Raw genomic sequence first — 25861 nt, 5'->3', positions numbered from 1 at the left:
CTTTTAGCTTCCGGGGGCATGGCATGGCACGTAAAAAGAAGAAAGCGAGAACGGAAATGTGCATCTATATTAATGTCTTACGTATGAAATTCGAGCAGCGTCGCTCGAATCGCACTATCGCAGCAGCGCTCGGCATAGGCTGTACTACCGTGAACGATATCCTCGGCCGATTCACGGTAGCTAACCTGGTCTGGCCATTGCCGGCGGAACTGTCCCCCGTCGACCTCGACCGCCTGCTCTATCCCGGCAAATCCGGAAAAGTTATCAATACCTTACCCAGCTGGCTTGATATCGATACCGAGTTAAGCCGCAAGGGCATGACCAAGCAGCTGCTCTGGATGGAATATCAGTCCGCCGTGGGCGGTGATGCCCTCGATTACTCACAGTTTTGTGCACTGTTCCGTGACTGGAAAAAGAAGCAGCGGCGTTCCATGCGCATGGAGCACAAGGCTGGCGAAAAGCTCTTCATCGACTTCTGTGGCCCCACCGTACCTATCGTCAACCCTGCGACCGGTAGCGTACGCCAGGTCGCTATCTTCGTCGCTGCCATGGGCGTGTCAGGCTATGCGTATATCGAAGCCTGCGAAGGCCAGGACATGGCATCGTGGCTCAACGCCAATAGCCGCTGCCTGCACTTCATGGGTGGGGTTCCGGAGCTGATGATACCTGATAATCTGCGCAGCGCTGTCAGCACCCCTGACCGCTATGAGCCGGTCATAAACCAGAGCTACCAGGCGCTGGTAAATCACTATGAGACAGTGGTGCTACCGGCGCGCCCGAGAAAACCGAAAGACAAGGCGAAGGCAGAATCAACTGTGCAGCTGGTAGAACGCTGGGTTTTGGCCCGGTTGCGTAAACGTAGGTTCTACTCGCTGGCCGAACTCAACCAGGTGATACGAGAACTCAATCATGAGTTGAATTTGCGCCCGATGCGTCATTACGGCGGACAAAGTCGCCTTGAACGCTTCGAGCAGCTGGACAAACCGGCTCTTGGGCCTCTACCGCCCACACAATGGGAATACAGTGAGTATCTCGTTGCCCGAGTGGGACCTGATTACCACATAGACTACGGCAAAAACTGGTACTCGGTGCCGCATCCGCTGGTTGGCGAGCGCGTTGACGTCATCGCCACCCAACGGCTGGTGCAAATCCACCATAAGGGCGTCTGCGTGGCTACGCACCCTCGCAGCGATAACGCCTATAGGCACACGACTCAGGCGGCGCACATGCCGGCTAACCATAAGGGGCAGAGTCAGTGGACGCCGGAAAGGCTGTGCAGTTGGGCGCTGTCGGTGGGTGTGTGCACACTGAAAGTGGTCGAGTCCATCCAAAAGAGCAAAGCCCATCCGGAGCAGGCTTACCGCTCCGTGCTGGGGCTACTCAATCTGCAACGGCGCTATGAGACGACGCGACTGGAGAAGGCCTGCGCGCTGGCGTTGGAGAAAGGGTGCATTAACCGCTCTTTCATAGCCAACGTATTGAAACACGGTCGTGAAAGTGAGGTCACCCAGGACGGAGCCGGCGTATCAATGCTGGTTCACGAAAACCTCCGAGGTCCGGACAGTTATCACTAAGGAGAATAAATATGGATACACTGTTAATGGCTCTGCGAGAGCTGAAGTTGTCGGCAATGGTCCAGGCGTTGGAGACGCAACGCGAACTCCCGGGGAGTTATGGGGAGCTGGGGTTCGAGGAGCGGTTGTCGCTGATGGTAGAAGCGGAAAATTTGCATAGAAAAAACAACCACATATGCCGTCTGCGACGGCAATCGCAAATGCGCTTGCAGGCAAAACCGGAAGATATCCGCTATATCCCTAGCCGAGGAGTGACACCGGAACAGATGCGAGATCTGCTAGGGGGACAATATCTGAAATATCAGAAAAGCATACTCATCACGGGGCCAACAGGTACGGGCAAAACCTGGTTCAGTTGTGCGCTTGGTGAGCAGGCATGCCGGCAGCAATATAGCGTGCGTTACTGGCGAGTGGGTCGGTTGCTAGCCCATCTTCACCAGTGTCAGGTAGACGTGACCTATCTAAAACAGCTTAAGCAGTTAGAAAAAATAGAGTTACTGATCTTGGACGACGTGGGCCTAGAATCAATAAGTCCGATGCAGGCAACGATGCTGTTGGAGGTGATGGAAGATCGCTACGACAAAAGCAGCAGCATCCTGATCAGTCAACTGTCGGTGAAAAAATGGTATGGACTGATAGAAAACCCCACGACAGCTGACGCGTTACTCGATCGGTTAGTACACCCCAGCTATAGACTGGAACTTAAAGGCGAATCACTACGCAAAGAGCAAGGAGTAGCCAGCACAGGAAAAATAGACTAAACCCGAGTCAGAAGATGAGCGAACACGTGAGCGAATATCACTGGAATGGGTGATCGGAAAATATCGGAATAACTGATCGGATGTCGCCGGAACAGCTGATCGGATACGTCGGAATCTGCACATAGCTAACGCCGACGCAGGCGCGGTCGGTGAAAGCACACCGCCCGCTTGAATTACGCCCGCTACAGGCGACGCGCTACGGCGGCGTCACAATACTAGCGCCGTAAACGCGCCTGGCGTCGCTGATGCCGGCGGCCTCATCGTCTACCTTCGCCGGCGCCGCCTGCGCCCGGCGTTAAACGTAAGTGATTTGTCATATGCGTTCTGACACAGAAGACCGCGTCCGACTCGGAATACCGGATCCAGGCTTGGGTACCGCGTCGCCTCGGGACACCGCACCCGCGCATGGGGTACCGCAGCTGACTTAAGACACCGCGCCTGGCCTGTATATAAGCTCTGAGTGTAGTCGACTTTGGAGGTTATGCCAGAGCCGCCACATAAGCTTGACCGTGGCGCCTCACTGCCGGCGATGGCGCTCAATTGCAGGTTCTGCGCCCGCGGCGCCGGATAATCTGCCCCGTCCGCGCGGGCGTCTCGCCGTGACGCATAGGCGCAGATAGCCAAGGGGGTGCGGTTTCATTTTTCGCGGAATCGGTTAACCTGTAATGATTATCGTGCGTGACGTTTCGCCGCCACAGCGGATTATCCTTAACCAGGGAGCAACAATGGAGATTAACAAAGACACCCAGCTGTGCATGTCATTGGCCGGACGCCCGGGCAATTTTGGCACGCGTTTTCATAATTATCTTTATCGGCATATGGGGTTGAATTACCTGTACAAGGCATTCTGCAGATTCCGACGAGCCTGTTTAGAAATTTGTGTATTTGCCTGATTTTGATATGTTCAATCCAACATCAAAAACAGGTTAATTTATGGACGAAAAACAGTTGCAGGCTCTGGCTAACGAACTGGCCAAAAATCTCAAAACCCCTGAAGATCTCAGTCACTTCGATCGGCTGCTGAAAAAAATCAGCGTCGAAGCAGCTCTCAATGCCGAAATGACCCATCACCTCGGCTACGATAAAAATCAGCCTAAACCGGGGACCAACGCCCGCAACGGCTATTCCACAAAAACCGTTACCACTGGCGATGGCCCGCTGGCGCTGCGTACTCCGCGCGATCGTGACGGTTCCTTTGAACCGCAACTGGTGAAGAAGAACCAGACCCGGATTACCGGGATGGATAACCAGATTTTATCGTTGTACGCCAAAGGGATGACCACCCGCGAGATCGCCGCCGCGTTCAAAGAGCTGTATGACGCCGATGTCTCGCCGGCGCTGGTCTCAAAGGTCACCGATGCGGTCATGGAGCAGGTTGTCGAATGGCAAAACCGGCCTCTGGATGCAGTCTATCCCATTGTTTATCTTGATTGTATCGTTCTAAAAGTCCGGCAGGACAGCCGCATCATCAACAAATCTGTGTTCCTGGCGCTGGGCATCAACATCGAAGGCCAGAAAGAGTTGCTAGGTATGTGGCTGGCCGAAAATGAAGGCGCAAAGTTCTGGCTGAACGTGCTGACAGAGCTGAAAAACCGCGGCCTGAACGATATCCTTATCGCCTGCGTAGACGGGCTGAAAGGTTTCCCTGACGCTATTAACGCGGTGTATCCGGAGGCGCGGCTCCAGCTGTGTATCGTACATATGGTGCGCAACAGCCTGCGGTTCGTCTCCTGGAAGGACTTCAAGGCCGTCACCCGCGACCTGAAAGCTATCTATCAGGCCCCTACGGAAGAAGCCGGCTTGCAGGCGCTGGAAGCGTTCTCCAGTGCCTGGGACATCCGCTACCCGCAAATAAGTCGAAGCTGGCAGGCAAACTGGGCCAATCTGGCCACGTTCTTTGCCTACCCAACGGACATCCGCAAGGTGATCTACACGACCAACGCCATCGAGTCGTTAAACAGCATGATCCGGCATGCCATCAAAAAGCGCAAGGTGTTCCCGACCGACGACGCAGTGAAAAAGGTGGTGTGGCTGGCGATACAGGCGGCCTCACAGAAATGGACAATGCCTTTGAGGGACTGGCGCATGGCAATGAGCCGCTTTATTATCGAGTTCGGTGACCGCCTGGACGGTCACTTCTGAGAAAAGGCATTTACACAGAATCGTGTACAGGGTCTGGCCTGGGGTCAATTTCGCTATTTTTTCCGCTCATGCGACGCGCGTGGAACTGTGCTTGTTCAATGAGGACGGCGAAGAGTATGACCGAATTGAACTACCGGAATATACCGATGAGGTATGGCACGGTTATTTGCCTGACGCGCGTCCGGGGCTGCTGTACGGTTACCGGGTACATGGCCCGTTTGAGCCGGAGCAGGGGCATCGCTTTAATCCGGCCAAGTTGCTGCTCGACCCCTACGCGAAACAAATCTGGGGCGAATTGAAATGGGATGATGCCCTGTTTGCCTATGACATAGCCAGCGAAGACAAAGATTTGACCCTGGACGAGCGCGACAGCGCGCCGTTTATGCCGAAATGCCGGGTGATTGATCCGGTGTTCTCTTGGCCCATCAACGGTAAAAACTTTATTCCGTGGGAAAAAACCCTCGTGTATGAAACGCACGTGCGCGGTTATACCATGCGTCATCCGGCGGTGCCTGAGCATTTACGCGGCACCTTTTCCGCGCTGAGCGTGCCGCAAATTGTCGACTATATAAAGACGCTTGGCGTCTCCGCCATTGAACTGATGTCGGTCCACGCCTTCGTCGATGACCGCCATCTACAGGAGAAAGGGCTACACAATTTTTGGGGGTACAACACCCTCGGCTTTTTCGCGCCGCACCCCAAATATATGGCCACCTCGACCGTTAACGAATTCAAGAAGATGATTGCCACCCTGCACGCCGCCGGCATCGAAGTCATTCTGGATGTAGTGTATAACCACACCGCCGAAGGGAATGAGCTGGGGCCGACATTGTCGCTAAAGGGGATCGACAACGCCAGCTATTACCGCCTGTTTCCCGAAGAAAAGCGCTATTACATTAACGATACGGGTACCGGCAATACGCTGAATTTGAGTCATCCGCGCGTGCTGCAAATGGTGACCGACTCTCTACGCTATTGGGCGACGGAGATGCAAATTGACGGTTTCCGTTTCTATTTGGCGACAATTCTCGGCCGCGAAAGCTACGGTTTTGACGAAAGCTGCGGCTTTCTGGATACCTGTCGCCAGGATCCTATCCTCAGCCAATGCAAGCTGATAGCGGAACCCTGGGACTGCGGCCCGGGCGGATATCAGGTAGGCGATTTTCCGCCGGGCTGGGCCGAATGGAACGATCGTTATCGTGATTCGGTGCGGAAATTCTGGCGCGGCGATGAGGGGCAACTGGCGGAATTCACCACCCGTCTGGCGGGCTCGGCCGATATTTTTAATCATCGTGGCCGCAAGCCGCACGCCTCGGTCAATTTCATTACCGCGCATGATGGCTTCACCCTGAACGATATCGTCTCCTATGAACACAAGCATAATGAGGCCAACGGCGAGGATAACCGCGACGGACACAGCGAAAATATTTCCGCCAATTATGGCGCGGAAGGTTTGACCGACGACCCGGCGATAAATGCGCTGCGATTGCGGCAAATGCGCAATATGCTAGCGACCCTGATGTTTTCCCAGGGCACGCCGATGCTGCTGGCGGGCGATGAGTTTGCCCGTACCCAGCAGGGCAACAATAACGGCTATTGCCAGGACAGCGAAATCAGCTGGGTCGATTGGAATATCAACGACAAAGGCCAATCGCTTATCCTGTTTACCTACCGGCTTATCGCGCTGCGTAAGCGTTTCCCCATCCTGCACCGCGGCCGCTTCTTCACCGGTAAGCTGAACATCAAAGATGTCACCTGGTTTCAGCCCGGCGGCGAGGAGATGAATGAAGCGACGTGGGGCGATGCTCACTTAAAAAGTATCGGTATGTTGCTGGACGGGCGTTCACAGACGACGGGGTTGCTGCGGGTGGGGTCACAAAGTACCGTGCTGCAGCTGTTCAGCGCCTCGCACGAAGACGTCGTGTTCACCCTGCCGGAGGTGGCGCACGGCCGCGGCTGGCGCCATATCTTCGATACCTTCCAGTCGGATGATATCAGCGAGCACACCTTTGATTTCGGCCACCATTACACCTGCCCATCACGTACCGTGGTGTTATTCGAACTGGTGAATAGCAAATCGTCGATGGTGGTCGCCTGACACGCCGCGCCCTGGGCCGGCGGCGACGGTAACGAGCAAGGTGGCCTGGCGTCCGCTTGGTCGAAACAAAGGCCGGACCTTAATCGGCCGGTTGGACAGTGGAACCAGCGGGGCGGGTCAGCGCATAAAGCGGCCCGCCCGCTTCGCTGCCGAGGCCGCGAGGATGCCCGCCCGCTGTGTCAACTGACGCGGGCAGCGTTTATTGGCCGGCTCGGCACACTCGCCCGCGGCATCAATCGCGCCACAGCCGCTCGCTGGCCAGCGCCGCGCCGGCGCGCAGCGCTCGAAACTTCTCGCGGATAACCGTCGGATGCACTTCCGTACGGTAGGTGGCTTGGGAAGAGAAACCGCAGTCGACGCTGGCTATCACGTTGTCCCGGCCCACACGTTCCGCGAAACGAACCAGTCGCTCTGCGATAAGCTCAGGATGCTCCACGGTGTTGCTCGCATGGCAGATAACGCCCGGGATCAGGCGTTTCCCTTCCGGCAGTTTAACCTGTTCCCAAAGGTGGTATTCGTGTTCATGGCGTACATTGCCCGCCTCGAATGAGTAGTTGCTGGCGTTAATGCGCAACATGAAGCGGACGAACTCAATGAACGGGACGTCGTGGATACGCGGACCCTCATTGATGCTGTAGCAGGTATGGTAGCGGATTTTGTCCTGCGGCAGGCCTACATAGCGGACCGGGCCGGTACAGGCCACCGGCACGAACGGCGTCAAATTGCCGCCCAGCATCGCTTCGCCGAAATAGTGTTTATAGTACTCAGGAAACGCTTCAACTTCGGCATCAAACGCCGCATAGCCCGCGCCCGGCCGAGGTTCAAAACCCTCAATGCGCTCACGAACGTAGAAAAAGAAACCGGTCTTGGATTGTTCGCCGTCGGTGACAATATCGATGCCGCCCGCCACCTGTTCCTCGACGGACTGGCTGACGGCCTGACGAATGGCGCTATCCAGCTCTGCCTGATTATCCTGACCATCTATATTGGCTTTCATCAGATCCAGCAAGGCAACCTGGCGCGGCAGGCTACCGACATGGGTGGTGAAGATACGGGAACTCGCTGCAACGTCTGACATGACAAAACTCCTGTAACGGCGCCCTGCGCGGGCCGAATGAGCGTGGCTCGATAATAGATGAACAGGCATCATAGGTGAAAGCTCTTGGTGCGTCTATGATGTTGTTAGCACGCGAAGTGATCGCGATGCGGTAGGGCAATTCCCCGTTACTCAATGACATGCGTTGACGCCAAAAGGCATTTCACTACGGCTAACCGCGCCAATGCCGCGCTTAAGACACGCATCAAACAGCGTCATGAGGAGCGCCTCCGGCGCTGATTGGCAATAATTCACTTTTAACGTTGCCGGCGCAGAGGATGTCCGGCGGATAGCATTCCTCTGGCTGGCCAGATGACAGGGGGAGGCGGTCGGTGGCGTTGGGCCGGTCATTCTCCCGGACGAATTCGGAAGGCGAAACGGTGACATGGCTTCTCTCTTTCGCGGTTCCGGCATGGTTTCAGAATGGTTATCCGCACCGGGGACGGCGGTTACCCGCGAACAATTAGCGGGAAAGTAACGCGGTATTCATAACCAGGTTATTTCCGCGCCAAATAGACTATTAGGCTTGAAGCCGGATGAAGCATAATTCGCTTTGTTGAATAAATCCGAAATTTGTGACGACTTCCTCCCTATCAGGGCGATTGTTACATGATACGGACGCTGTTTGGCATTCCTAACAGCGTGATCCGGTTAAGCGCTTTAACCATTGCCATAGCCTCACCTACCTGCGCGTCATAGTCATGCAGACTCAGATGACCACCCAGAAGTGTTTTAAACCGGAACATGGCCGTTTCAGCCAGTGAACGCCGGTGATAACCTACTTTCTTTTTCCAGGTATCGTTATTGCCGCTCAGATGCTGATTTGCCACCGCATGGTTACGCTCATGGTATCGAGCTGGCCAATATTGCGCACCACTTCGCGGTGGGATAAGCGGCTTTATTTTTTTCCTCAGCAGAGCATCATGACAGTAACGCGTATCGTAAGCACTGTCAGCCGACGCTTCCCTGATTTTCCGGTGGGTTTGGTTAATCAGCCCGGGCAGCGCCTGCGCATCTGTCGTACCGCTTAGCGATAAATCGGCACAGATAATTTCATGTGTCGCGCTATCTACTGCCAGATGAAGCTTGCGCCATACTCTGCGCCTCTCAGCCCCATGCTGCCTGACTTTCCATTCGCCTTCGCCGAAGATTTTCAGGCCGGTGCCATCGATGACCAGGTGTGAGATTTCGCCGCGGGTTGGCGTTTTTATGCTGATGTCGACGGTTTTTGCTCGCCGGCTGACCAGAGAGTAATCTGGGCAGCGCAGCGACAGCCCCATCAGTTTAAAAATCGAGTCAACGAAACCCTGTAACGCCCGGAGCGAAAGGTTAAACACGCGCTTTATCATCAGAACCGTGGTAATGGCCATATCGGTGTAGTGAAGCGGCCGGCCACGATGTTCAGGTGGTGTACTCTCAGTCCATGCAGCAATGGCTGACTCATCAAGCCATACTGTCAGGTCCCCCCGCTGCCTGAGCGCATTGTTATATGCGGGCCAGTTGGTGATTTTAAACTTTTGCTTTGCCATGGGGACCTGATGTTGAAACGAATGTAGTGATCAGAGCCGCCAGTCACCTAAAAGTTCGATTTATTCAACAAAGCCAGCATAATTGTCCATTCTGGTTATTTTATCTGCGATATATCCTGGTGATTTTGTCTTAAAAGACAATTCATTTCAGGGTAATGCTGAACCGTAAACGGTAATCGGGAAATAGATTGACAACGCTGGATTAAAAGCTTATTTAGTCAGGGAAAACACGGCGGCGAGAAGCCGCTAAAGGTGTTTGGAGTTATGACCGACTGATATTACGATGATTCTCCTTTTGAAACGTTTCATCATTATATTATATGTTCAATTCTCCCGGCTGTTTTGGGATGGTTAATATTTCTGGCGATAAAATGAAAATAAAAAATAAAGCGGTGGGGGCACTTTTCGCCTTAACCTGTAGCTTCTCAGCAGCGGCGGATAACGGTAACCACAGCGATCAATATTTTTCTGATTGGTGGCACCAGAGCGTAAACGTTGTCGGTAGCTATCATACCCGCTTCGGTCCACAGCTAAATAATGACATTTATCTGGAATATGAGGCGTTGACCTGTAAAGAGTGGTTTGACTTTTATGGTTATCTGGATGTACCTAAATCATTTGGCGTCGGTAATGGCGCCGATCGCGGTCTTTGGGATAAAGGGTCGCCGCTGTTCATGGAAATAGAGCCCCGTTTCTCCATCGACAAGCTGATGGGGTCCGATCTCAGTATGGGGCCTTTCAAAGAGTGGTTCTTCGCCAATAATTACATTTACGATATGGACCGCAGTGCCGCGTCCCGCCAAAGTATTTGGTATATGGGGGTCGGCACCGATATCGCTACCCACAGCGATCTGGCGCTGTCATTGAATATTTACGCAAAATATCAGTGGCAAAATTATGGCGCCAGCAATGAAAATAGCTGGGACGGGTATCGCGTCAAAGTGAAATATTTCTATCCTCTCACCACATTATGGGGCGGCGGTCTAAGTTATATCGGTTTCACCAATTTTGACTTTGGCTCAGATTTAGCCGATAACGCCGGCGGTGTACGCAGTAATAATGCTATCGCCTCCAGCCATATTCTGGCCCTGGCCTATGACCATCTGCATTACTTGCTGGTCGCCCGCTATTTCCACCACGGTGGCCAGTGGCGCGACGGCAGCCAGCTGGATTTTGGCGATGGGCCGTTCAGCGTTGCTTCTACCGGCTGGGGGTATTATCTGGTAGTGGGGTATAATTTCTAATCCCCAGAGGCTGCCGCGCGCCGCGTCTTTTCATGATAAGCCAGGTACCGTTGCGCGTTGGCGTGCGGCCATTTTCCAGCGCTGGCCCCGGAGGCCAGTTAGCGTTTTTGCTCAAGCGCCGTCGCGCGGGCATTCTGATATTCGTGCTGGAACAGGCACATTCTCAGCGTATTGCGGTATTGGCCGTTGATGAAAAATTCCTGCAACAAAACCCCTTCTTGTTTGAAACCCAACTTGGTATAGATATGGATGGCTTTGGTGTTCTCTTCATCAACGATCAAATACAGCTTATGCAGATTGAGTACCATAAAGCCGAAATTCAGCGCCAGATGAGTCGCTACACTGGCATAGCCTTTTCCCTGGTGCTCGGGTGCCACCAGAATAGAAAATTCGGCGCGGCGGTGGATATGATCGATATCCACCAATTCGACCAGCCCAACGCTGACGCCCAGTTTATCGATAATGAACCGCCGCTCGCTGATGTTGTGGATATTTTTTTGATAAAGATCTTTTAACTCCACATAGGCTTCGTGTGGTTCCTCAAACCAGTAGCGCATCATCACCTCATTATTATTGAGCTGATGAATAAAGTGCAGATCTTCACGTTCCAACGGGCGCAGCTTAATATGATGATCCTCTGAAACTTGGCTTGTTGTTTTCATTAACATATTCTCGATTACTTGAGTTAAGACATAATGAGGCTGATTAATGACCGGCGGTTTTGGAGAATAAATTAATAATCAAAACGCCGGCGATGATCATGGCAATACCGCATATTACCACGGCATCCAATTTTTGCCCATACAGGAAATAGCTTACGATGGCGACAAAAACAATGCCTAAACCGCACCAACTGGCATAAGCGATGCCGACAGGTACGGTTTTAAGGACCAGCGACAACAGCGTAAACGAGATGGCGTAACCGATTATCACTAAAAGAGAAGGCACCAGTTTGCTAAAGCCCGCCGACGCTTTGATAGACGAGGTGGCAATGACTTCCGCAATGATAGCAACAAATAAATAGAGATAAGCCATAGATGACTCTAACCAAGTAATTAAACCTCAATACTACCACTTTTCGCGCGCGGAAAAAATACCGTAGCGGTCTCCCGTTGCGTAAGCAAAACGCGCGGTAGCGGTGAATAAAGCCTACCCGCGCAGAGGTGTGATAAACACATTTTTCCTGTGCGTTGATTGGGCTGGAAAGCGATTGAAGTGACCGCTTATCCCCACCGGCGTCTTTCGTTCGTCGGCGCCGTACAGGGTTATTGCACCGGTGACGAGGAAGAGCGGTCGCCGGCGTTATCGGCCAAGGCCGCCGCCAGAAAATCTATGAATACCCGCATTTTTGGCGGCAACTGGGGATTGGGGCGATACAGCACCCAGGCCATACCTTGATAGGGGCCATCGTAACGCCATTGGGGCAATACCGGCACCAGTGTCCCCTCCTCCAGCGCGGCGGCGGTAAAGTGCGGCAGGCAGGTAATGCCCAAATGCTCGAGGACTACCGCCATACGCGCTTCGCTGTGGTTGCTCACAAAACGGCCGTGCACCTCGACCTGCCGCCGCTGTTCACCCTGGCGGAATCGCCAGCTGGTTATCCTCGGGCGTTTCGCCCAGCCAAATACAATCGTGCTGCGCTAAATCCTCCGGCTGTTGCGGCGTGCCGCGCCGGTTGAGGTAAAGCGGTGTGGCGCAGAGCAACTGCCGAACAAATGTCAGCGGCCGCCCCGCCAGATTGTCCGGCTGCCGGTCGCCGATGGCGATAAGCATGTCCAGGTCGCTGGCCAACAAATCCGGCAGGGTATCGGTCAACTGTAAGGCAACGTCCACCTGTGGATAACGCTGCAAAAGAGGGCCGATTAACGGGCCGATAACGAATTTGCCCAGCGCCTTGGGCACGCTTAGCCGCACCTGCCCCTGCGGGGCGGACATCGCGCTGTCGGAAATCGCCAGCACATCGCTGGCGCTGGTCAGGATCCGCTGACAGCACAGGTATACCTCATGACCCGCCTCGTTCAGGCGCAAGCGGCGTGTGCTGCGTTCCAAAAGCCGCAATCCCAGCGCTTGCTCCAGTCTGGCTATCTGCCGGCTTACCGCCGAGGCGGTGGTGCCTAATTCGCGGGCGGCGGCGGAGAAGCTGCCTTTTTCCACCACTTTGACCAATATCACCATATTGGGCAGCAGAGGGAGAAGTTGATTTGTTCTCATAGGGAATAAGTGTTGTGCATTTTTAGGCAATTATTGCCGGTGCAACAAAAGAATATACTGCAACCCTTGCTAAAGATCATCGATTACGGATGTTGAAATGCTGAATATCGCGTTAGCGCGCCAAAGCCGTACGGCGCCACAGCTTGCCGATGCCATGCTGTTGCTGGTGGCGGTTATTTGGGGCAGCAGCTATGCCGCCACCAAACAGGCGCTCGCGTTTTATCCGGTTCTGGGTTTTATCGCGCTGCGCTTTACCTTGACCTTACTGGTGCTGGTGCCGCAACTGCGCGGCGCCGGCTTGACGGCCCTGCGTCCCGGGCTTCCGCTGGGGCTGATTCTGCTTGGGGTATTTATTTGCGAAACACAGGGTGTGGCGATTATCAGCGCCGGAAATGCGGCCTTTCTAATCAGCCTGTTCGTCATTTTCACTCCGTTGGTGGAATGGTTGGTGTGTCGAGGACGGCTCGACGGAAGATTGATACTGGCGGCGCTGCTGTCGTTGCTGGGCGTTTATTGGTTGTGCGGTGGGAGCGCGCAGCGGCCGGTACCGGCGCTGGCGTTAACCGCGGTCCAGACCGGGGTCGTCGCGGCCGGCAGTTGGCTGCTGCTGCTCTTCACTTTTCGACAGCCGCCACCCTTGCCCGCGTCGTGGCAGTTTTGGGGGATCACCTTGTATCTGGCATTGTTCGCCACCCTATTTGCCTTTTTTGCGCAAAATTATGCCGCCGGGTTGTGTAACGTTCGGTCGCGCTTGACGTGCTGCGTCAGGGGCGCGGGACGACACCGCTAGCGCCTTTCTCCGGCGCTGCCGGCAATAACCTTTTGAGGTTGCCGGCATTAGATCCCGACGCGTCTGCCTTTATGATGACTGGCCGAGACTTCCCCATCAATTACTGGACGAAATCATGCTGGAAATTCGCCTCGCCCGCCGCAAGGATGCCGATTCCCTGACCGCGCTGGGTTATGAGAGTTACATCGGACATTTTGGCCATCTTTGGCCGGAGAAACAGGCGCTGGCGGATTTTCTGGCGGATGATTTCACGGCGCCATCGCTGGAGAAAAGCTTTGCAGAGCCACATTGCCACTGGCTGATAGCCAGCTTTGACGGTCAGGATGTCGGTCTGGCGAAGCTGTTGTGTGAGATGCCGAGACCGGATACCGGCGCTCTAGGCGGTCAATTGAAAAAGATCTATTTTCTGCGGGAATTTACCGGCCGCGAGTACGGCAGGCCGCTGTTTAGCGCGGTGGAAATGCTGGCCAGAGAAGCTCGGCAAACGCAGCTATGGCTGGAGGTGCTACCGCAAAATCACCAGGCCAAAGCTTTTTACCTCAGCCAGCAGATGGCGGTCAGCGGTGAAACCGCTTACGAGCGCGAAAGTCGCTATACGCCTTTGCTCATTTTGAGCAAGGCGCTGTAGCCGGAAGGGCCGTCATGGGACGGTCCAGCAAACGCAGCGCCAGCGCGGCGACCGCCGTCATCTCTTCATGTTGCCGGCCGGCTTTGCCAACCACGCGCATCCCCTGTAGCACCGCCAGCATGAGTAAGGCGCTATGCTCCACATTCAGCGCCGGATCCACCGAGCCATCCTCCTGACCCAGGCGGATAAACGCCGCAAGGCGGCTTTGGTTGGCGTCCAGCGCCTGACGTACCAGCCGCGCCAGCGCATCCTCCAGCGCGGATAATTGCGCCGTGCGGCCGGCCGCGCCCGTCCGACGCTGGTGACCGCCCGTGGACGGACGCGTTGTCGCTGTGCCGGCAGGGCCGACGTATTCAGGGGTTTTGCGCATGGCATGATTATAGGAAATGTTCTTTTCCTAAACAAGCCCGGCGCGGGTGCCTGCGCCGACCTAGCGTCTTGTCTTGAGCGATTTAGGCCGGCGAGTGGCTGCCAGGGGATAGCCTGAGGTTATACCCTGCCGCTAAACGGGTATTCGTTTTTCGCTGGATGTGGTGGAATAGTGGAGGTCGGTTTAGTTTATTGAGAGTACCTCTATGCTGATTCCGCAACCCTATCTGCTTTTTCTCGGCGATGTCACCGACCCGCTGGCGGCGAAAACCGCCCGCGGCATTCAAGTGTGGCGTCCCGATCACTGCCTTGGCCAGTTGCGTTTGCCAGGCTGCACGGTTTCCCTCGGTCTTGAGGAGATCGGCATTGAGGATGCTGCGGCGCGAGGCGCTCGCACCCTGGTGCTAGGTACCGCCAACGCCGGCGGTTTCCTGCCGCCGCACTGGCTGGAAACGGTTCGTTCGGCTATTCGCGCTGGTATGAATGTCGCCAGCGGCCTTCATGAGCAACTGTCCGCGACGCCGGGTTTGGCGACGCTGGCGGAGCAGCACGGCGTCAGGTTATTTGATGTGCGTCATCAGCGGCCGGCCCTGGCGGTCGGCAGCGGGAAACCCCGCGCCGGTAAACGGGTGCTGACGGTGGGTACCGACTGCTCGGTGGGCAAAATATATACCTCGCTGGCGCTGGAAGCGGCCATGCGCGAGCGCGGGATGAAAGCCGATTTCCGCGCCACCGGCCAGACCGGCATTCTGGTGGCGGGAGAAGGGATTGCCATCGACGCCGTGGTGGCCGATTTTATCGCTGGCGCCGCGGAGGCGCCGTCGCCGGCTAATGATGCCGATCATTGGGATATTGTTGAAGGGCAGGGGTCGCTGTTTCATCCTTCCTAATGCCGGGGTCAGCATGGGCTTGCTCCATGGCGCCCAACCGCACTGGTTGGTGATGTGCCACGAAATGGATCGTCCCCACATGCGCCACCTCCCTCATCAACCGATGGTGACGTTGGAGACCTGTGTCGAAGCCAATTTACGCGCCGCGGCGGTCACCAGCCCCGGGGTGAAGCTGGCAGGATTCGCTCTCAACACCTCCCGCGCCGGCGAGGCGCCGGCTGAGTGAACAATTTGGGGTACCGGCAACCGATCCGGTACGTTTTGGCATCGAGGGCATCGCTCGCCTGCTCCAGGAGCAAGGGTGACATGCGAACGCTAACGATTGAAACGCTCGAGCTGCCGCTGGCGCGGCCGTTATGACATGATCAATATTAAGCTGGACAAGTGCGGCGGCCTTACCGAAGCGCTGGCGATGGTGGCGGAAGCCAAGTTACAGGGCATGCGGGTGATGGTGGGTTGTATGCTGGGCTCTTCGCTGGCGATGGAGGCGGCGTTGCCGGTGGCAATTGACGCGGAATTCGTCGATTTGGATGGGCCTTTGTGGCTCGCGCAGGACGCGGCGCCGCACTTGCAATATGGCCAGGGTCAGGTGAGCTGGGTGCCGTTGGCGGGCGCCCAGCTCACCGCAAACGGCGGGGCGTGACGATGGACGATTATTTGCATCAGCAGCTGCGGCGCTCGTAACGATATCAGCGATGTGGCGGGGGTAACCGTCGGCCATGCGACGCTGGCCGCGGGGGACATCCAGACCGGCGTGACGGCTATCGTGCCGCCGGGAGACAATCTCTTTACCGCACCGCTGCCGTGCGGCGCAGCGGTGTTGAACGGTTTTGCCAAGCCCGTCGGGCTGGTACAGGTTGCGGAGCTGGGGTTGTTGCAAACGCCGATTTTATTAAGTAATACCCTGGTTGTCGGCACGCTGTTTACTACGCTTGTGCGCGAGGCTATCGCGCGCAACCCCGAACTCGGCCGCACGCTGCCGACGGTGAACACGCTGGCGCTGGAATGCAACGACGGCTGGCTTAACGATATCCAGGCGCTGGCCGTCACTGAAGAGGTGGCGCGTCAGGCGCTGTCCCAGGCTTCGGAACAGATAGCACGCGGTAGCGTTGGCGCCGGGCGCGGCATGAGCTGTTTCGGCCTAAAAGGGGGGATCGGCAGCGCTTCGCGGCGGTGCTCGTCGTTAAACGCCACGCTGGGCGTGCTGGTGTTGGCCAATTTCGGCACGCTCTCCTCTTTGACGCTGGACGGCGTTCAATTGGGGGCCGCCGTCGCGCCGCTGTTGCCGGAGTTGGCGCCCCAGCAGGATGCCGGCTCGGTAATCGTTATCATGGCGACCGACGCGCCGCTCGACGGTTGCCAGCTGTCACGGATCGCCCGGCGCGCCGGCGCGGGACTAGGGCGTATCGGCAGTTATTGGGGGCACGGTTCGGGCGATATCGCCCTGGCGTTCTCAACCGATCCCTTACCCAGGCCGCCGGCGGATGATGCGCTGGAGCCACTGCTGGCCGCGGCGGCCGACGCCACCGAGCATGTGGTGGTGGATGCGTTGTTGAGCGCTACCCCCGTTACCGGTTTTCGCGGGCATCATCGCCCCGCGCTGCGGCTGTTGCAGGGTAAACCGCGGCCGCTCTCAATGGCGGAAGGGCTTCAGCAACAGCCTTTCGACGGTATGATGTTTATCGGCTATCACAGCGCCGCCGGCGAATTCGGTGTTCTGGCTCACACCATTAACGGCCGGGCTTTTTACCGCGTGACTAATAATGGCGAAGTGATGGCGGAAAGCGACATTTACGCTGCCCTGGGCGCGGAGTTGAAGACGCCGCTGTGGCTGGTCAGCGGGGACGACATGCTACAGCGATGGATCGCGCGGTATTATCCCTTTGCCGGTTACGCCTGCGTGAAACGCGCCATTTCGCAAAATGCGGCGGAGTCCCTTAGCCCAGCGCAGGCGCAGGCCGTAATTCGCCAAGCCGCCGAGCGCGCCGTACGGGAGGGAGGCGACACGCTGGCGTCGCGGATCGCCCCACCTTACCGGTTGGAAGTGATGGTAGCGCGGCCTGCGTTGAAGGATCTTTTTTGCCTGGTGCCCGGCGTCGGCCGTAGCGATGCGTTAACGGTGCATTATACCCGCGAGGATATGGCGTCGTTGGTCGGTCTGCTCAGCGCCTTTTCGGTGCTGGCGACCGGGCAGGGGTGAGACGCCCGAGCACGTCGCGAAAAAGTGGCATTAACCCTGTAGGCTGAGGACGGTTAGCTTGACGGTCGATCGCTTATGGGCATCTAATAGACGGTGCTCAACGGCGCTCAACGGTGCTCCACCTGCGATCGCGCCGCCGGTGTTGGCTGGTGAAGGGCCCTGCGCCAATGTTGGAAGCTTTAGGGGCGTTAGCGCCGCTTACCCTTATCGCCGCGGGGGGCAAAAGCGGCGACCGGGTCTCCGTCACTCGCTGTGGGCGCCTCAGCGCAAGCAGAGGCCGGGAAGGGGGTGCCGACCTGGCGCGAGGGCGTCAGTTCAGTTCGATGATGTCATGGCGGCCGCTCATGATAGGCCCGCACAAAATTTTATAACCGTCGCTGTCAAAACTGGGGGATACCGTGCGCAGCCCGGCGGCTTGCGCCAGCGTTTCCACCAGTCCCACCGGGCCCGAAAAAGGCCAACAGAAAATCCGCATCTGCCCCAGCGCATCCATCAGTCTTAGGTGATGCTCTTCCCGGTACTCCCGGCCGCAACAGGTTCCGGCGCAGCGGCCAAGATGATGGCGAAAACACGGACGGCCGCGGCTTACACGCTCCAGTCCAAGTAGGGAATAGCATAATTGCTCGCTGTCGCCGATAGCGAGAAGCGATTGCTGCGCCGCGCGACGGCTGGAATACAGGCCGTAGAGATCCGGCGTGCGGGCAAAGTCAATTTCTTTGGCGCTGACGATGGACGGCACGCCCTGTACCACCTGGATGGAGCAAAGCTGACGGTTGCGACGCAGCCGTTTATTATGCAAAGGCTGAAGCTGCTTTATCATTTGTGCTTCGAGCAGTAGCGCGCGCGATTTCGCCAGCGGTACGGTGAAAGCTGAGACGGCGGGCCTGGCGTAGCATGCGGGCTTCTTCCGCGGTTCGCAAATGCGACATCACCCAGCTGCGAATATTGACGCTTTTGCCGACATAAAGCGGCATCACGTCGCTGTCGCTGTGGAAGACATAGACGCCGGGGGAGGAAGGCAGATCGACAATAAAAGGACGAAGATGCTCCGGGTATTGATAAGCTTCGACGGGATCAAATTCCCGGCGCGCGGCGGACAACGGTTTATGCACTGATGGTAATCCATTTTCATTGTTATTATATGGGTATTCCCCTGTTGTGGTGGCTAAGGGCATTATGATGGCAGTCTTGATTTTTGGGGAGTCTGCCATGGACGAAAAGTCCCTCTATGCCCATATCCTTAACCTGTCCGCACCGTGGCAGGTACAATCCCTTTCTCTTGATGAAAAATCTGGATCAGTGACGGTAATTGTCGGCATTGCCGAGCACACACAACTGGCCTGCCCAACCTGCGGTAAATCCTGCTCCATGCATGATCACCGGCGTCGTAAATGGCGTCACCTCGATACCTGTCAGTTCACCACGCTGGTTGAGGCTGATGTCCCCCGCGTTGACTGCCCCGAGCACGGTTGCCAGACACTGCCTGTTCCCTGGGCAGAGTCAGGCAGCCGCTACACCTTGTTGTTCGAAGCCTTTGTTCTTTCATGGCTGAAAGTCAGCACCGTGGATGCTGTCAGAAAGCAGCTCAAACTCAGTTGGAATGCCGTTGACGGCATCATGATGCGCGCAGTCAAACGAGGCTTGGCCCGGATAAAAGAACCCTTATCCGTCCGTCACCTCTACGTGGATGAAGTCGGGTTCAAAAAAGGACACCAGTACGTCACCGTTATCTCTGACAGGCAGGGACGCGCTTTGCAACTGACCGACGACCGCGGTGTAGAAAGCCTTGCCAGTTATCTGCGCAGCCTGAGAGATCACCAGCTTGATGAGATAAAAACGCTGTCTATGGACATGAACATGGCCTATATCAGTGCAGCCCGCATCCATCTCCCCAATGCCGTCGATAAAATCGCTTTCGATCACTTCCATGTGGCAAAAATGTTGTGCGCCGTCGTTGATAAAACCCGTCAGGCTGAGATGAAACAGATCCCGTCGTCAGACAGGAAAGACGCCCACCGCTCACGCTATCTATGGTTTTACAGCAAACAAAATCGCCTCGGGTGCCGGGCAGAGAGGTTAGAAGTTGCCCGGCTGGTGTTACCCCAAACGAGTCAGTGCTGGGTAATGAAAGAGCTTGCTCGCGATCTGTGGCACCGCCGCTATGACAATCATAGCCGTAAGCTGTGGCAGGAATGGATGGCGATGGCTAAAGACACCGGCATACCGCTCATGGCCAGCATTGCCCGCATGGTGGCAAAACGCCTTTACGGCATTCTGAATGCAATGAAAAACCGGGTATCAAATGGGAATGCGGAGTCCCTGAACAGCAAAATACGGCTGCTCAGGATCAAGTCACGGGGCTTCAGGAACAAAGAACGTTTCAAGCTGGGCGTAATGTTCCACTATGGGAAACTAAATATGAATTTTTGAGCAATCATTTAAGGGAGTTATAAAATTTTTTTGCTGGTGATGTTGTATTCGCTCGTCATTCTCCTTTTCTTTTTCCTTTTGCCACATATTGCTGCATCCCGGATTGCTAAGGGTAAGACAATATTGAGTTTTATCAACTTGAGACTCACTTTTCTCCCAAGATAATTTTGGCGTTATCTCTGGTGACAGTGAATAGTCTTTTTTATCAGTGTTATACATCATATTTGGTGAGGCCGATGCTGTAACACCATGAAGCAGTAAGATAAATGGGGCATATGCATATTTTTTTAAGCATGACATGAACGTTATTCCTTTAAACGTAAATACGTTTGACATCCATATAGAAGTCCAAGTTCCAGCCAAAATAATAAGTAAAGTAAAAATGCAGAACTGTCGATTGAGCCACCACAACAGGGGAAGACCCATAAATAAACAGTACTAATGAGTTAGCTATGCAGATAAACATGCCATTCCGGCCTGTGGCCGTGGAGATACGACGGCTATGTTTGCCTTTTTTTATCGATTACGTTCCCGCTGGGTTTCCATCGTCGGCCGCGGGGTATGAAGATGCCTCGCTAGACATCAACGAGCACATCATCCGACATCCCAGCGCCACTTATTTCGTCGGTGCATCGGGTGATTCGATGATCGGAGTCGGTATCTTTGACGGCGATCTGCTGGTCGTAGATAAATCCCTGAAACCAGAGCATGGCCATATCGTTGTTGCAGAGATTGACGGCCAGTTCACCGTTAAACGACTCATCTTACGGCCAAAACCGAGCCTTGAGCCAGTCAATAGTGCTTACCGGCCACTACCTGTAAGTGATGATCTGGTAATCTGGGGGGTGGTGACTAATGTGATTCATGGACTACTATGATGTTTGCTCTTGCTGATGTGAATTCAATGTACGCCAGCTGCGAACAAGTATTCCGTCCAGATCTGCGTGGCAAGCCAGTTGTCGTGTTATCCAACAACGATGGCGCCATCGTCGCGCGCAACAGAGATTATGTGGAATTGAAAATCAACCAACGTAGACGCTCAATTATCCATAACGCATGGGTGAAAAAAAGCAGGGAAACATTGTTCCCTGCATATCTACGACAATTGTCTTAGCTGAAGCGAACATTCAGTCAGAACTGGCTATCCAATACGAATAACGATCTTCCCGAACGGACCCCTGTCCAGATGAGAAAAGGCAGTTTTTGCCTCTGAAAAACTGTAAACTTTATCAATAGCAGGTTTAATCTGATGATGTTCAACGGCCCGGCACAAATCCTCAAGGGCCCGTCGGTGGCCTACGGTGATTCCCTGAATAATGGCTCTTTTAAGCATAAGAGGAATTGCTGAAAGAACAATTTGGTCCCCTCCCAGGAAACCAATCTGCGCAATACGCCCCCGGGCGCAAGAGCATCAGCTGAATGGCGAAGATTATCCCCTCCGATGAGCTCCAGTATGTGATCAAAGCCATGCCCTCCGGTGATTTCATCTGCCTGTTTTGACCATTCGGGCACAGTACGGATATTAATTAAGTGCGCAGCGCCTAACGATTTTGCTCGCTGCAGCTTTTCCTCACTACGGGACAGGACGGTCACCTCAGCGCCAAAAGCCCGGGCAAGCTGAAGTCCTGCCAGCGCCACGCCGCCGGTTCCCTGAACAAGAACCTTTTGTCCACGCCTGATCTTTCCTGTTTCGACCAGTGCAAACCAGGCGGTAAGTGCTGCAACAGGTAAAGTTGAAGCTTCTTCTTCACTCAGATTTCCCGGTGATGCGACCGCCATATCTTCATATAATACAACGTATTCTGACAGCATCCCAGGTAGTGGTCCACCCAGTGATCGCCCGTGACGAACCATGTCCTCCGGGGCATCACCATCCAGCCACTGAGTCCAGAAATTACCCACAATGCGATCTCCCGGGCGGAAACGTGAGACGCCCGGCCCTGCAGATACAACAACCCCCATCATATCAGATACGGGCGTAAAAGGCATTTTAGGGACGTCAGGCAGAAGTTTCCCCTCCAGCACCAGTTTGTTCCTGTAGTTAAGGGAAACTGCTGAGACTTTTATCAGTAACTCGTTAAATCCGGGCTCCGGCAGAGGCACATCTGCGATATGTAAATTTTCAGTGCCGAAAGCACTTAACTGCCAGCGTTTCATTAGTTGGGTCATGGTGATTTCTCCTGTAAATCGGAAAAATCATTTTATTGATAATAATATGGCGTGTATCGCGATATAAAGGAGTAACATTTACTCCATGATGGATACAATATAATGGAATTCATTCTACACTCACAGTTGCTTTGTATGGCGGCTTTTGTGCATACCGTTGAAACGGGGAGCTTTACAGCTGCAGCAGCCCGGATGGGAATGTCGAAATCTGCAGCAGGAAAAAATGTTGCCCGCCTTGAGCAACGACTGGGGGTGAAACTGCTGAACCGTACGACCCGAAGCATGAGTCTGACGGAAGAAGGCGAGCTTTATTACCGAAGCTGTCTCAGGGTTATGGATGAACTGGATGAAACGGAATCCCTGCTGACCTCCCGCAGGCAGGTGGTTTCAGGTACGCTGCGGATCAGCCTTCCTGTCTCATATGGAAGGCTCTGTGTCATGCCTGTTCTGGCAACGTTGAGTGCAGAACATCCCGGACTCAAACTGGACGAGCCTGTTTAGAAATTTGTGTATTTGCCTGATTTTGATATGTTCAATCTAACATCAAAAACAGGTTAATTTATGGACGAAAAACAGTTGCAGGCTCTGGCTAACGAACTGGCCAAAAATCTCAAAACCCCTGAAGATCTCAGTTACTTCGATCGGCTGCTGAAAAAAATCAGCGTCGAAGCAGCTCTCAATGCCGAAATGACCCATCACCTCGGCTACGATAAAAATCAGCCTAAACCGGGGACCAACGCCCGCAACGGCTATTCCACAAAAACCGTTACCACTGGCGATGGCCCGCTGGCGCTGCGTACTCCGCGCGATCGTGACGGTTCCTTTGAACCGCAACTGGTGAAGAAGAACCAGACCCGGATTACCGGGATGGATAATCAGATTTTATCGTTGTACACTAAAGGGATGACCACCCGCGAGATCGCCGCCGCGTTCAAAGAGCTGTATGACGCCGATGTCTCGCCGGCGCTGGTCTCAAAGGTCACCGATGCGGTCATGGAGCAGGTTGTCGAATGGCAAAACCGGCCTCTGGATGCAGTCTATCCCATTGTTTATCTTGACTGTATCGTTCTAAAAGTCCGGCAGGACAGCCGCATCATCAACAAATCTGTGTTCCTGGCGCTGGGCATCAACATCGAAGGCCAGAAAGAGTTGCTAGGTATGTGGCTGGCCGAAAATGAAGGCGCAAAGTTCTGGCTGAACGTGCTGACAGAGCTGAAAAACCGCGGCCTGAACGATGTCCTTATCGCCTGCGTAGACGGGCTGAAAGGTTTCCATGACGCTATTAACGCGGTGTATCCGGAGGCGCGGCTCCAGCTGTGTATCGTGCATATAGTGCGCAACAGCCTGCGGTTCGTCTCCTGGAAGGACTACAAGGCCGTCACCCGCGACCTGAAAGCTATCTATCAGGCCCCTACGGAAGAAGCCGGCTTGCAGGCGCTGGAAACGTTCTCCAGTGCCTGGGACATCCGCTACCCGCAAATAAGTCGAAGCTGGCAGGCAAACTGGGCCAATCTGGCCACGTTCTTTGCCTACCCAACGGACATTCCGCAAGGTGATCTACACGACCAACGCCATCGAGTCGTTAAACAGCGTGATCCGGCATGCCATCAAAAAGCGCAAGGTGTTCCCGACCGACGACGTAGTGAAAAAGGTGGTGTGGCTGGCGATACAGGCGGCCTCACAGAAATGGACAATGCCTTTGAGGGACTGGCGCATGGCAATGAGCCGCTTTATTATCGAGTTCGGTGACCGCCTGGACGGTCACTTCTGAGAAAAGGCATTTACACAGAATCCGGTACGGGCTCATGCCAGCCACTGAATAGAGTTGGTAGAATCCCCCTCAATTTGAACATTGATACGGCTTTGTTGAATAAATCGAACTTTTAGGTGACTGGCGGCTCTGATCACTACATTCGTTTCAACATCAGGTCCCCATGGCAAAGCAAAAGTTTAAAATCACCAACTGGCCCGCATACAACAATGCGCTCAGGCAGCGGGGGAACCTGACAGTATGGCTTGATGAGTCAGCCATTGCTGCATGGACTGAGAGTACACCACCTGAACATCGTGGCCGGCCGCTTCACTACACCGATATGGCCATTACCACGGTTCTGATGATAAAGCGCGTGTTTAACCTTTCGCTCCGGGCGTTACAGGGTTTCGTTGACTCGATTTTTAAACTGATGGGGCTGTCGCTGCGCTGCCCAGATTACTCTCTGGTCAGCCGGCGAGCAAAAACCGTCGACATCAGCATAAAAACGCCAACCCGCGGCGAAATCTCACACCTGGTCATCGATGGCACCGGCCTGAAAGTCTTCGGCGAAGGCGAATGGAAAGTCAGGCAGCATGGGGCTGAGAGGCGCAGAGTATGGCGCAAGCTTCATCTGGCAGTAGATAGCGCGACACATGAAATTATCTGTGCCGATTTATCGCTAAGCGGTACGACAGATGCGCAGGCGCTGCCCGGGCTGATTAACCAAACCCACCGGAAAATCAGGGAAGCGTCGGCTGACAGTGCTTACGATACGCGTTACTGTCATGATGCTCTGCTGAGGAAAAAAATAAAGCCGCTTATCCCACCGCGAAGTGGTGCGCAATATTGGCCAGCTCGATACCATGAGCGTAACCATGCGGTGGCAAATCAGCATCTGAGCGGCAATAACGATACCTGGAAAAAGAAAGTAGGTTATCACCGGCGTTCACTGGCTGAAACGACCATGTTCCGGTTTAAAACACTTCTGGGTGGTCATCTGAGTCTGCATGACTATGACGCGCAGGTAGGTGAGGCTATGGCAATGGTCAAAGCGCTTAACCGGATCACGCTGTTAGGAATGCCAAACAGCGTCCGCATCATGTAACAATCGCCCTGATAGGGAGGAAGTCGTCACACAAATTTCGGATTTATTCAACAAAGCACTTACTCGGGAGAACAGCCACCCTACAAGCTATCGCGCAATAGCAACACCGATTGGATCTTGGAAGCTTTAGATTATTCTGTCTCTATGGGTCCCTTCGATGATATCAATTTAGATCGCAGTGTTACAGTTTACACTGACCAATTTCGCATCTATTCAGCAGATGGAGCTGATCGTGCTGACGGGACGCCGACCACAACCAGCTTATGCAATCTAACTGCCAGCAGCGACATTTTTGAGTCTTGTCATATAGGCGGACTGTTTTACATTGAATCGTCTACGGATGCTATCTCCGATACCACTATAGGGAAGAATGGGCATATACCCGCATGGCAATCAAGCACTGATTCAACTTTTGCAGTCGGAAGATTCTGCCGCAGTGATGGAAAATATTACGAGGATATGAAAGGTACCTCGACGGGCTCAACGCAACCGACATGGACCGCAGGAGCCCACGTAGATGGTTCAGACGGTACACTTTGGCGTTACTCTAACGGCGGATGGGGAGTAATTTTAATCACTGCTGTCAATAGTGCCACACAAGCCCAAGGCAAGATTTTGAGCGAGCTCCCTCCATCGTTGATCGAATCGACTGGCGCGACATATAAATGGGCCTTCGGTGACTGGTCTGATGCAATGGGATTTCCTACCAAAGTAGCCTTTTATAAAGGACACTTAGTCTTTGCTGGACGACATAAGCTTTGGTTTTCAGTCGCCTCTGATTATGAAAACTTCAACCCTATGACTAATGGGTATGAGGTTGGCACTGATGATGGTATCAATGCGCTTTGTTGAATAAATCCGAAATTTTTGAC

21 protein-coding genes and 7 pseudogenes are annotated in these 25861 nt (G+C 54.5%); 18 read left to right on the top strand and 10 right to left on the bottom strand.

The features are described from left to right. Positions 1-23: 23 nt before the first annotated feature. The 5 genes and pseudogenes from istA to glgX all read left to right on the top strand — a co-directional run bounded on the left by istA (position 24) and on the right by glgX (position 6575). Positions 24-1574: an IS21-like element ISSoEn3 family transposase gene (gene istA / locus SOPEG_RS04555; protein ID WP_081742930.1), complete on the top strand. Its 1551-nt coding sequence runs from the start codon at positions 24-26 to the stop codon at positions 1572-1574. A gap of 11 nt (positions 1575-1585) precedes the next feature. Beyond that, positions 1586-2335 (top strand): IS21-like element ISSoEn3 family helper ATPase IstB, encoded by a 750-nt coding sequence (istB, locus tag SOPEG_RS04550; protein ID WP_025244458.1) that lies wholly within the window; start codon positions 1586-1588, stop codon positions 2333-2335. Positions 2336-3060: 725 nt separating this feature from the next. Beyond that, a pseudogene (locus SOPEG_RS27105) lies at positions 3061-3183 on the top strand (shikimate 5-dehydrogenase); the annotation flags it as partial. An 85-nt stretch (positions 3184-3268) separates the two neighbouring features. Beyond that, a complete protein-coding gene (locus SOPEG_RS04545) occupies positions 3269-4477 on the top strand; it encodes an IS256-like element ISSoEn2 family transposase (RefSeq protein ID WP_025244457.1) in 1209 nt (402 codons plus the stop codon). A gap of 22 nt (positions 4478-4499) precedes the next feature. After that, the gene (glgX, locus tag SOPEG_RS04540; RefSeq protein WP_025244456.1) at positions 4500-6575 is read left to right on the top strand and encodes a glycogen debranching protein GlgX; all 2076 of its coding nucleotides are present in this window, start codon (positions 4500-4502) and stop codon (positions 6573-6575) included. A gap of 232 nt (positions 6576-6807) precedes the next feature. Here glgX and SOPEG_RS04535 read toward each other — a convergent pair whose 3' ends face one another. Further along, positions 6808-7653 (bottom strand): uroporphyrinogen decarboxylase/cobalamine-independent methonine synthase family protein, encoded by an 846-nt coding sequence (locus SOPEG_RS04535; protein ID WP_025244455.1) that lies wholly within the window; start codon positions 7651-7653, stop codon positions 6808-6810. A gap of 623 nt (positions 7654-8276) precedes the next feature. Then, the gene (locus SOPEG_RS04530; protein WP_025244151.1) at positions 8277-9200 is read right to left on the bottom strand and encodes an IS5-like element ISSoEn1 family transposase; all 924 of its coding nucleotides are present in this window, start codon (positions 9198-9200) and stop codon (positions 8277-8279) included. Between the two features lie 371 nt (positions 9201-9571). Between SOPEG_RS04530 and SOPEG_RS04525 the strand changes: the two genes are divergently transcribed. Continuing rightward, complete coding sequence (locus tag SOPEG_RS04525) at positions 9572-10444, top strand: nucleoside-specific channel-forming protein Tsx (protein WP_025244454.1); 873 nt, start codon at positions 9572-9574, stop codon at positions 10442-10444. Between the two features lie 98 nt (positions 10445-10542). On the opposite strand, the gene speG is transcribed toward SOPEG_RS04525, so the two are convergent. The 4 genes from speG to SOPEG_RS04510 form a co-directional block, all read right to left on the bottom strand. Continuing rightward, positions 10543-11106 (bottom strand): spermidine N1-acetyltransferase, encoded by a 564-nt coding sequence (gene speG, locus SOPEG_RS04520; protein ID WP_025244453.1) that lies wholly within the window; start codon positions 11104-11106, stop codon positions 10543-10545. A gap of 43 nt (positions 11107-11149) precedes the next feature. Next, complete coding sequence (locus SOPEG_RS04515) at positions 11150-11479, bottom strand: DMT family transporter (RefSeq protein WP_025244452.1); 330 nt, start codon at positions 11477-11479, stop codon at positions 11150-11152. Between the two features lie 230 nt (positions 11480-11709). Further along, positions 11710-11997 (bottom strand): LysR substrate-binding domain-containing protein, encoded by a 288-nt coding sequence (locus tag SOPEG_RS30180; protein ID WP_250635978.1) that lies wholly within the window; start codon positions 11995-11997, stop codon positions 11710-11712. A gap of 19 nt (positions 11998-12016) precedes the next feature. Beyond that, positions 12017-12619 (bottom strand): LysR family transcriptional regulator, encoded by a 603-nt coding sequence (locus SOPEG_RS04510; protein ID WP_250635977.1) that lies wholly within the window; start codon positions 12617-12619, stop codon positions 12017-12019. Positions 12620-12752: 133 nt separating this feature from the next. Between SOPEG_RS04510 and SOPEG_RS04505 the strand changes: the two genes are divergently transcribed. After that, positions 12753-13445, top strand: a complete 693-nt coding sequence (locus SOPEG_RS04505; protein WP_025244451.1) for a DMT family transporter — start codon at positions 12753-12755, stop codon at positions 13443-13445. A gap of 115 nt (positions 13446-13560) precedes the next feature. Further along, the gene (locus SOPEG_RS04500) at positions 13561-14073 is read left to right on the top strand and encodes a GNAT family N-acetyltransferase (RefSeq protein WP_025244450.1); all 513 of its coding nucleotides are present in this window, start codon (positions 13561-13563) and stop codon (positions 14071-14073) included. On the opposite strand, the gene SOPEG_RS22550 is transcribed toward SOPEG_RS04500, so the two are convergent. Continuing rightward, positions 14051-14443 carry a hypothetical protein gene (locus tag SOPEG_RS22550; protein WP_025244449.1) on the bottom strand — a complete coding sequence of 131 codons (393 nt, stop codon included), beginning with the start codon at positions 14441-14443 and terminating at the stop codon, positions 14051-14053. The two genes, SOPEG_RS04500 and SOPEG_RS22550, sit on opposite strands and share 23 nt — an antisense overlap. Positions 14444-14648: 205 nt before the next feature. On the opposite strand from SOPEG_RS22550, the pseudogene dgcN reads away from it, so the two are divergent. The 3 genes and pseudogenes from dgcN to SOPEG_RS30765 all read left to right on the top strand — a co-directional run bounded on the left by dgcN (position 14649) and on the right by SOPEG_RS30765 (position 17532). Next, positions 14649-15637: pseudogene (dgcN, locus tag SOPEG_RS04490) on the top strand (N-acetyltransferase DgcN). A gap of 41 nt (positions 15638-15678) precedes the next feature. After that, positions 15679-15975: pseudogene (locus SOPEG_RS04485) on the top strand (enolase C-terminal domain-like protein); the annotation flags it as partial. A 54-nt stretch (positions 15976-16029) separates the two neighbouring features. Next, positions 16030-17532 carry a P1 family peptidase gene (locus SOPEG_RS30765; RefSeq protein WP_025244447.1) on the top strand — a complete coding sequence of 501 codons (1503 nt, stop codon included), beginning with the start codon at positions 16030-16032 and terminating at the stop codon, positions 17530-17532. A gap of 310 nt (positions 17533-17842) precedes the next feature. Here SOPEG_RS30765 and SOPEG_RS04475 read toward each other — a convergent pair. Then, a pseudogene (locus tag SOPEG_RS04475) lies at positions 17843-18644 on the bottom strand (endonuclease). A gap of 97 nt (positions 18645-18741) precedes the next feature. Here SOPEG_RS04475 and SOPEG_RS04470 point away from each other — a divergent pair. Next, complete coding sequence (locus SOPEG_RS04470; RefSeq protein WP_025244446.1) at positions 18742-19962, top strand: ISL3 family transposase; 1221 nt, start codon at positions 18742-18744, stop codon at positions 19960-19962. On the opposite strand, the gene SOPEG_RS27100 is transcribed toward SOPEG_RS04470, so the two are convergent. Continuing rightward, positions 19945-20388, bottom strand: coding sequence for a hypothetical protein (locus SOPEG_RS27100; protein ID WP_148296992.1), 444 nt, complete (start codon positions 20386-20388; stop codon positions 19945-19947). The two genes, SOPEG_RS04470 and SOPEG_RS27100, sit on opposite strands and share 18 nt — an antisense overlap. Before the next feature lie 26 nt (positions 20389-20414). Here SOPEG_RS27100 and umuD point away from each other — a divergent pair, with 26 nt between their 5' ends. After that, positions 20415-20840 carry a translesion error-prone DNA polymerase V autoproteolytic subunit gene (gene umuD, locus SOPEG_RS04465; protein WP_025244445.1) on the top strand — a complete coding sequence of 142 codons (426 nt, stop codon included), beginning with the start codon at positions 20415-20417 and terminating at the stop codon, positions 20838-20840. Further along, a pseudogene (locus SOPEG_RS28615) lies at positions 20840-20966 on the top strand (Y-family DNA polymerase); the annotation flags it as partial. The gene umuD and the pseudogene SOPEG_RS28615, both read left to right, overlap by 1 nt. Before the next feature lie 137 nt (positions 20967-21103). On the opposite strand, the pseudogene SOPEG_RS04460 reads toward SOPEG_RS28615, so the two are convergent. Next, positions 21104-22131 (bottom strand): annotated as a pseudogene (locus SOPEG_RS04460) (zinc-dependent alcohol dehydrogenase family protein). Between the two features lie 147 nt (positions 22132-22278). On the opposite strand from SOPEG_RS04460, the gene SOPEG_RS04455 reads away from it, so the two are divergent. The 4 genes and pseudogenes from SOPEG_RS04455 to SOPEG_RS27095 all read left to right on the top strand — a co-directional run bounded on the left by SOPEG_RS04455 (position 22279) and on the right by SOPEG_RS27095 (position 25841). Further along, positions 22279-22632 carry a LysR family transcriptional regulator gene (locus tag SOPEG_RS04455; RefSeq protein WP_236851613.1) on the top strand — a complete coding sequence of 118 codons (354 nt, stop codon included), beginning with the start codon at positions 22279-22281 and terminating at the stop codon, positions 22630-22632. A gap of 60 nt (positions 22633-22692) precedes the next feature. Then, a pseudogene (locus SOPEG_RS04450) lies at positions 22693-23902 on the top strand (IS256 family transposase). A gap of 163 nt (positions 23903-24065) precedes the next feature. Beyond that, positions 24066-24989, top strand: a complete 924-nt coding sequence (locus SOPEG_RS04445; protein WP_025244443.1) for an IS5-like element ISSoEn1 family transposase — start codon at positions 24066-24068, stop codon at positions 24987-24989. A 117-nt stretch (positions 24990-25106) separates the two neighbouring features. Beyond that, on the top strand, positions 25107-25841 hold the full coding sequence (locus SOPEG_RS27095) for a phage tail protein (protein ID WP_148296991.1): 735 nt from the start codon (positions 25107-25109) through the stop codon (positions 25839-25841). Positions 25842-25861 lie beyond the last annotated feature (20 nt).

The organism is Candidatus Sodalis pierantonius str. SOPE (assembly GCF_000517405.1).
In the GTDB taxonomy this organism is placed as follows: domain Bacteria; phylum Pseudomonadota; class Gammaproteobacteria; order Enterobacterales; family Enterobacteriaceae; genus Sodalis_C; species Sodalis_C pierantonii.
This window is presented reverse-complemented; position numbering and strand designations above follow the sequence as displayed.

What these genes read in the sequence shown, in the direction of transcription:
- SOPEG_RS04530 (WP_025244151.1), bottom strand. Translation starts at nt 9,200, where the DNA reads ATGGCAAAGCAAAAGTTTAAAATCACCAACTGGCCCGCATATAACAAT.
- SOPEG_RS22550 (WP_025244449.1), bottom strand. Translation starts at nt 14,443, where the DNA reads ATGCGCAAAACCCCTGAATACGTCGGCCCTGCCGGCACAGCGACAACG.
- SOPEG_RS04515 (WP_025244452.1), bottom strand. Translation starts at nt 11,479, where the DNA reads ATGGCTTATCTCTATTTATTTGTTGCTATCATTGCGGAAGTCATTGCC.
- istB (WP_025244458.1), top strand. Translation starts at nt 1,586, where the DNA reads ATGGATACACTGTTAATGGCTCTGCGAGAGCTGAAGTTGTCGGCAATG.
- SOPEG_RS04500 (WP_025244450.1), top strand. Translation starts at nt 13,561, where the DNA reads ATGCTGGAAATTCGCCTCGCCCGCCGCAAGGATGCCGATTCCCTGACC.
- istA (WP_081742930.1), top strand. Translation starts at nt 24, where the DNA reads ATGGCACGTAAAAAGAAGAAAGCGAGAACGGAAATGTGCATCTATATT.
- SOPEG_RS04470 (WP_025244446.1), top strand. Translation starts at nt 18,742, where the DNA reads ATGGACGAAAAGTCCCTCTATGCCCATATCCTTAACCTGTCCGCACCG.
- SOPEG_RS04445 (WP_025244443.1), top strand. Translation starts at nt 24,066, where the DNA reads ATGGCAAAGCAAAAGTTTAAAATCACCAACTGGCCCGCATACAACAAT.
- SOPEG_RS27100 (WP_148296992.1), bottom strand. Translation starts at nt 20,388, where the DNA reads ATGGGTCTTCCCCTGTTGTGGTGGCTCAATCGACAGTTCTGCATTTTT.
- speG (WP_025244453.1), bottom strand. Translation starts at nt 11,106, where the DNA reads ATGAAAACAACAAGCCAAGTTTCAGAGGATCATCATATTAAGCTGCGC.
- SOPEG_RS04505 (WP_025244451.1), top strand. Translation starts at nt 12,753, where the DNA reads ATGCTGAATATCGCGTTAGCGCGCCAAAGCCGTACGGCGCCACAGCTT.
- SOPEG_RS04525 (WP_025244454.1), top strand. Translation starts at nt 9,572, where the DNA reads ATGAAAATAAAAAATAAAGCGGTGGGGGCACTTTTCGCCTTAACCTGT.
- SOPEG_RS04545 (WP_025244457.1), top strand. Translation starts at nt 3,269, where the DNA reads ATGGACGAAAAACAGTTGCAGGCTCTGGCTAACGAACTGGCCAAAAAT.
- SOPEG_RS04535 (WP_025244455.1), bottom strand. Translation starts at nt 7,653, where the DNA reads ATGTCAGACGTTGCAGCGAGTTCCCGTATCTTCACCACCCATGTCGGT.
- umuD (WP_025244445.1), top strand. Translation starts at nt 20,415, where the DNA reads ATGCAGATAAACATGCCATTCCGGCCTGTGGCCGTGGAGATACGACGG.
- SOPEG_RS04510 (WP_250635977.1), bottom strand. Translation starts at nt 12,619, where the DNA reads ATGGTGATATTGGTCAAAGTGGTGGAAAAAGGCAGCTTCTCCGCCGCC.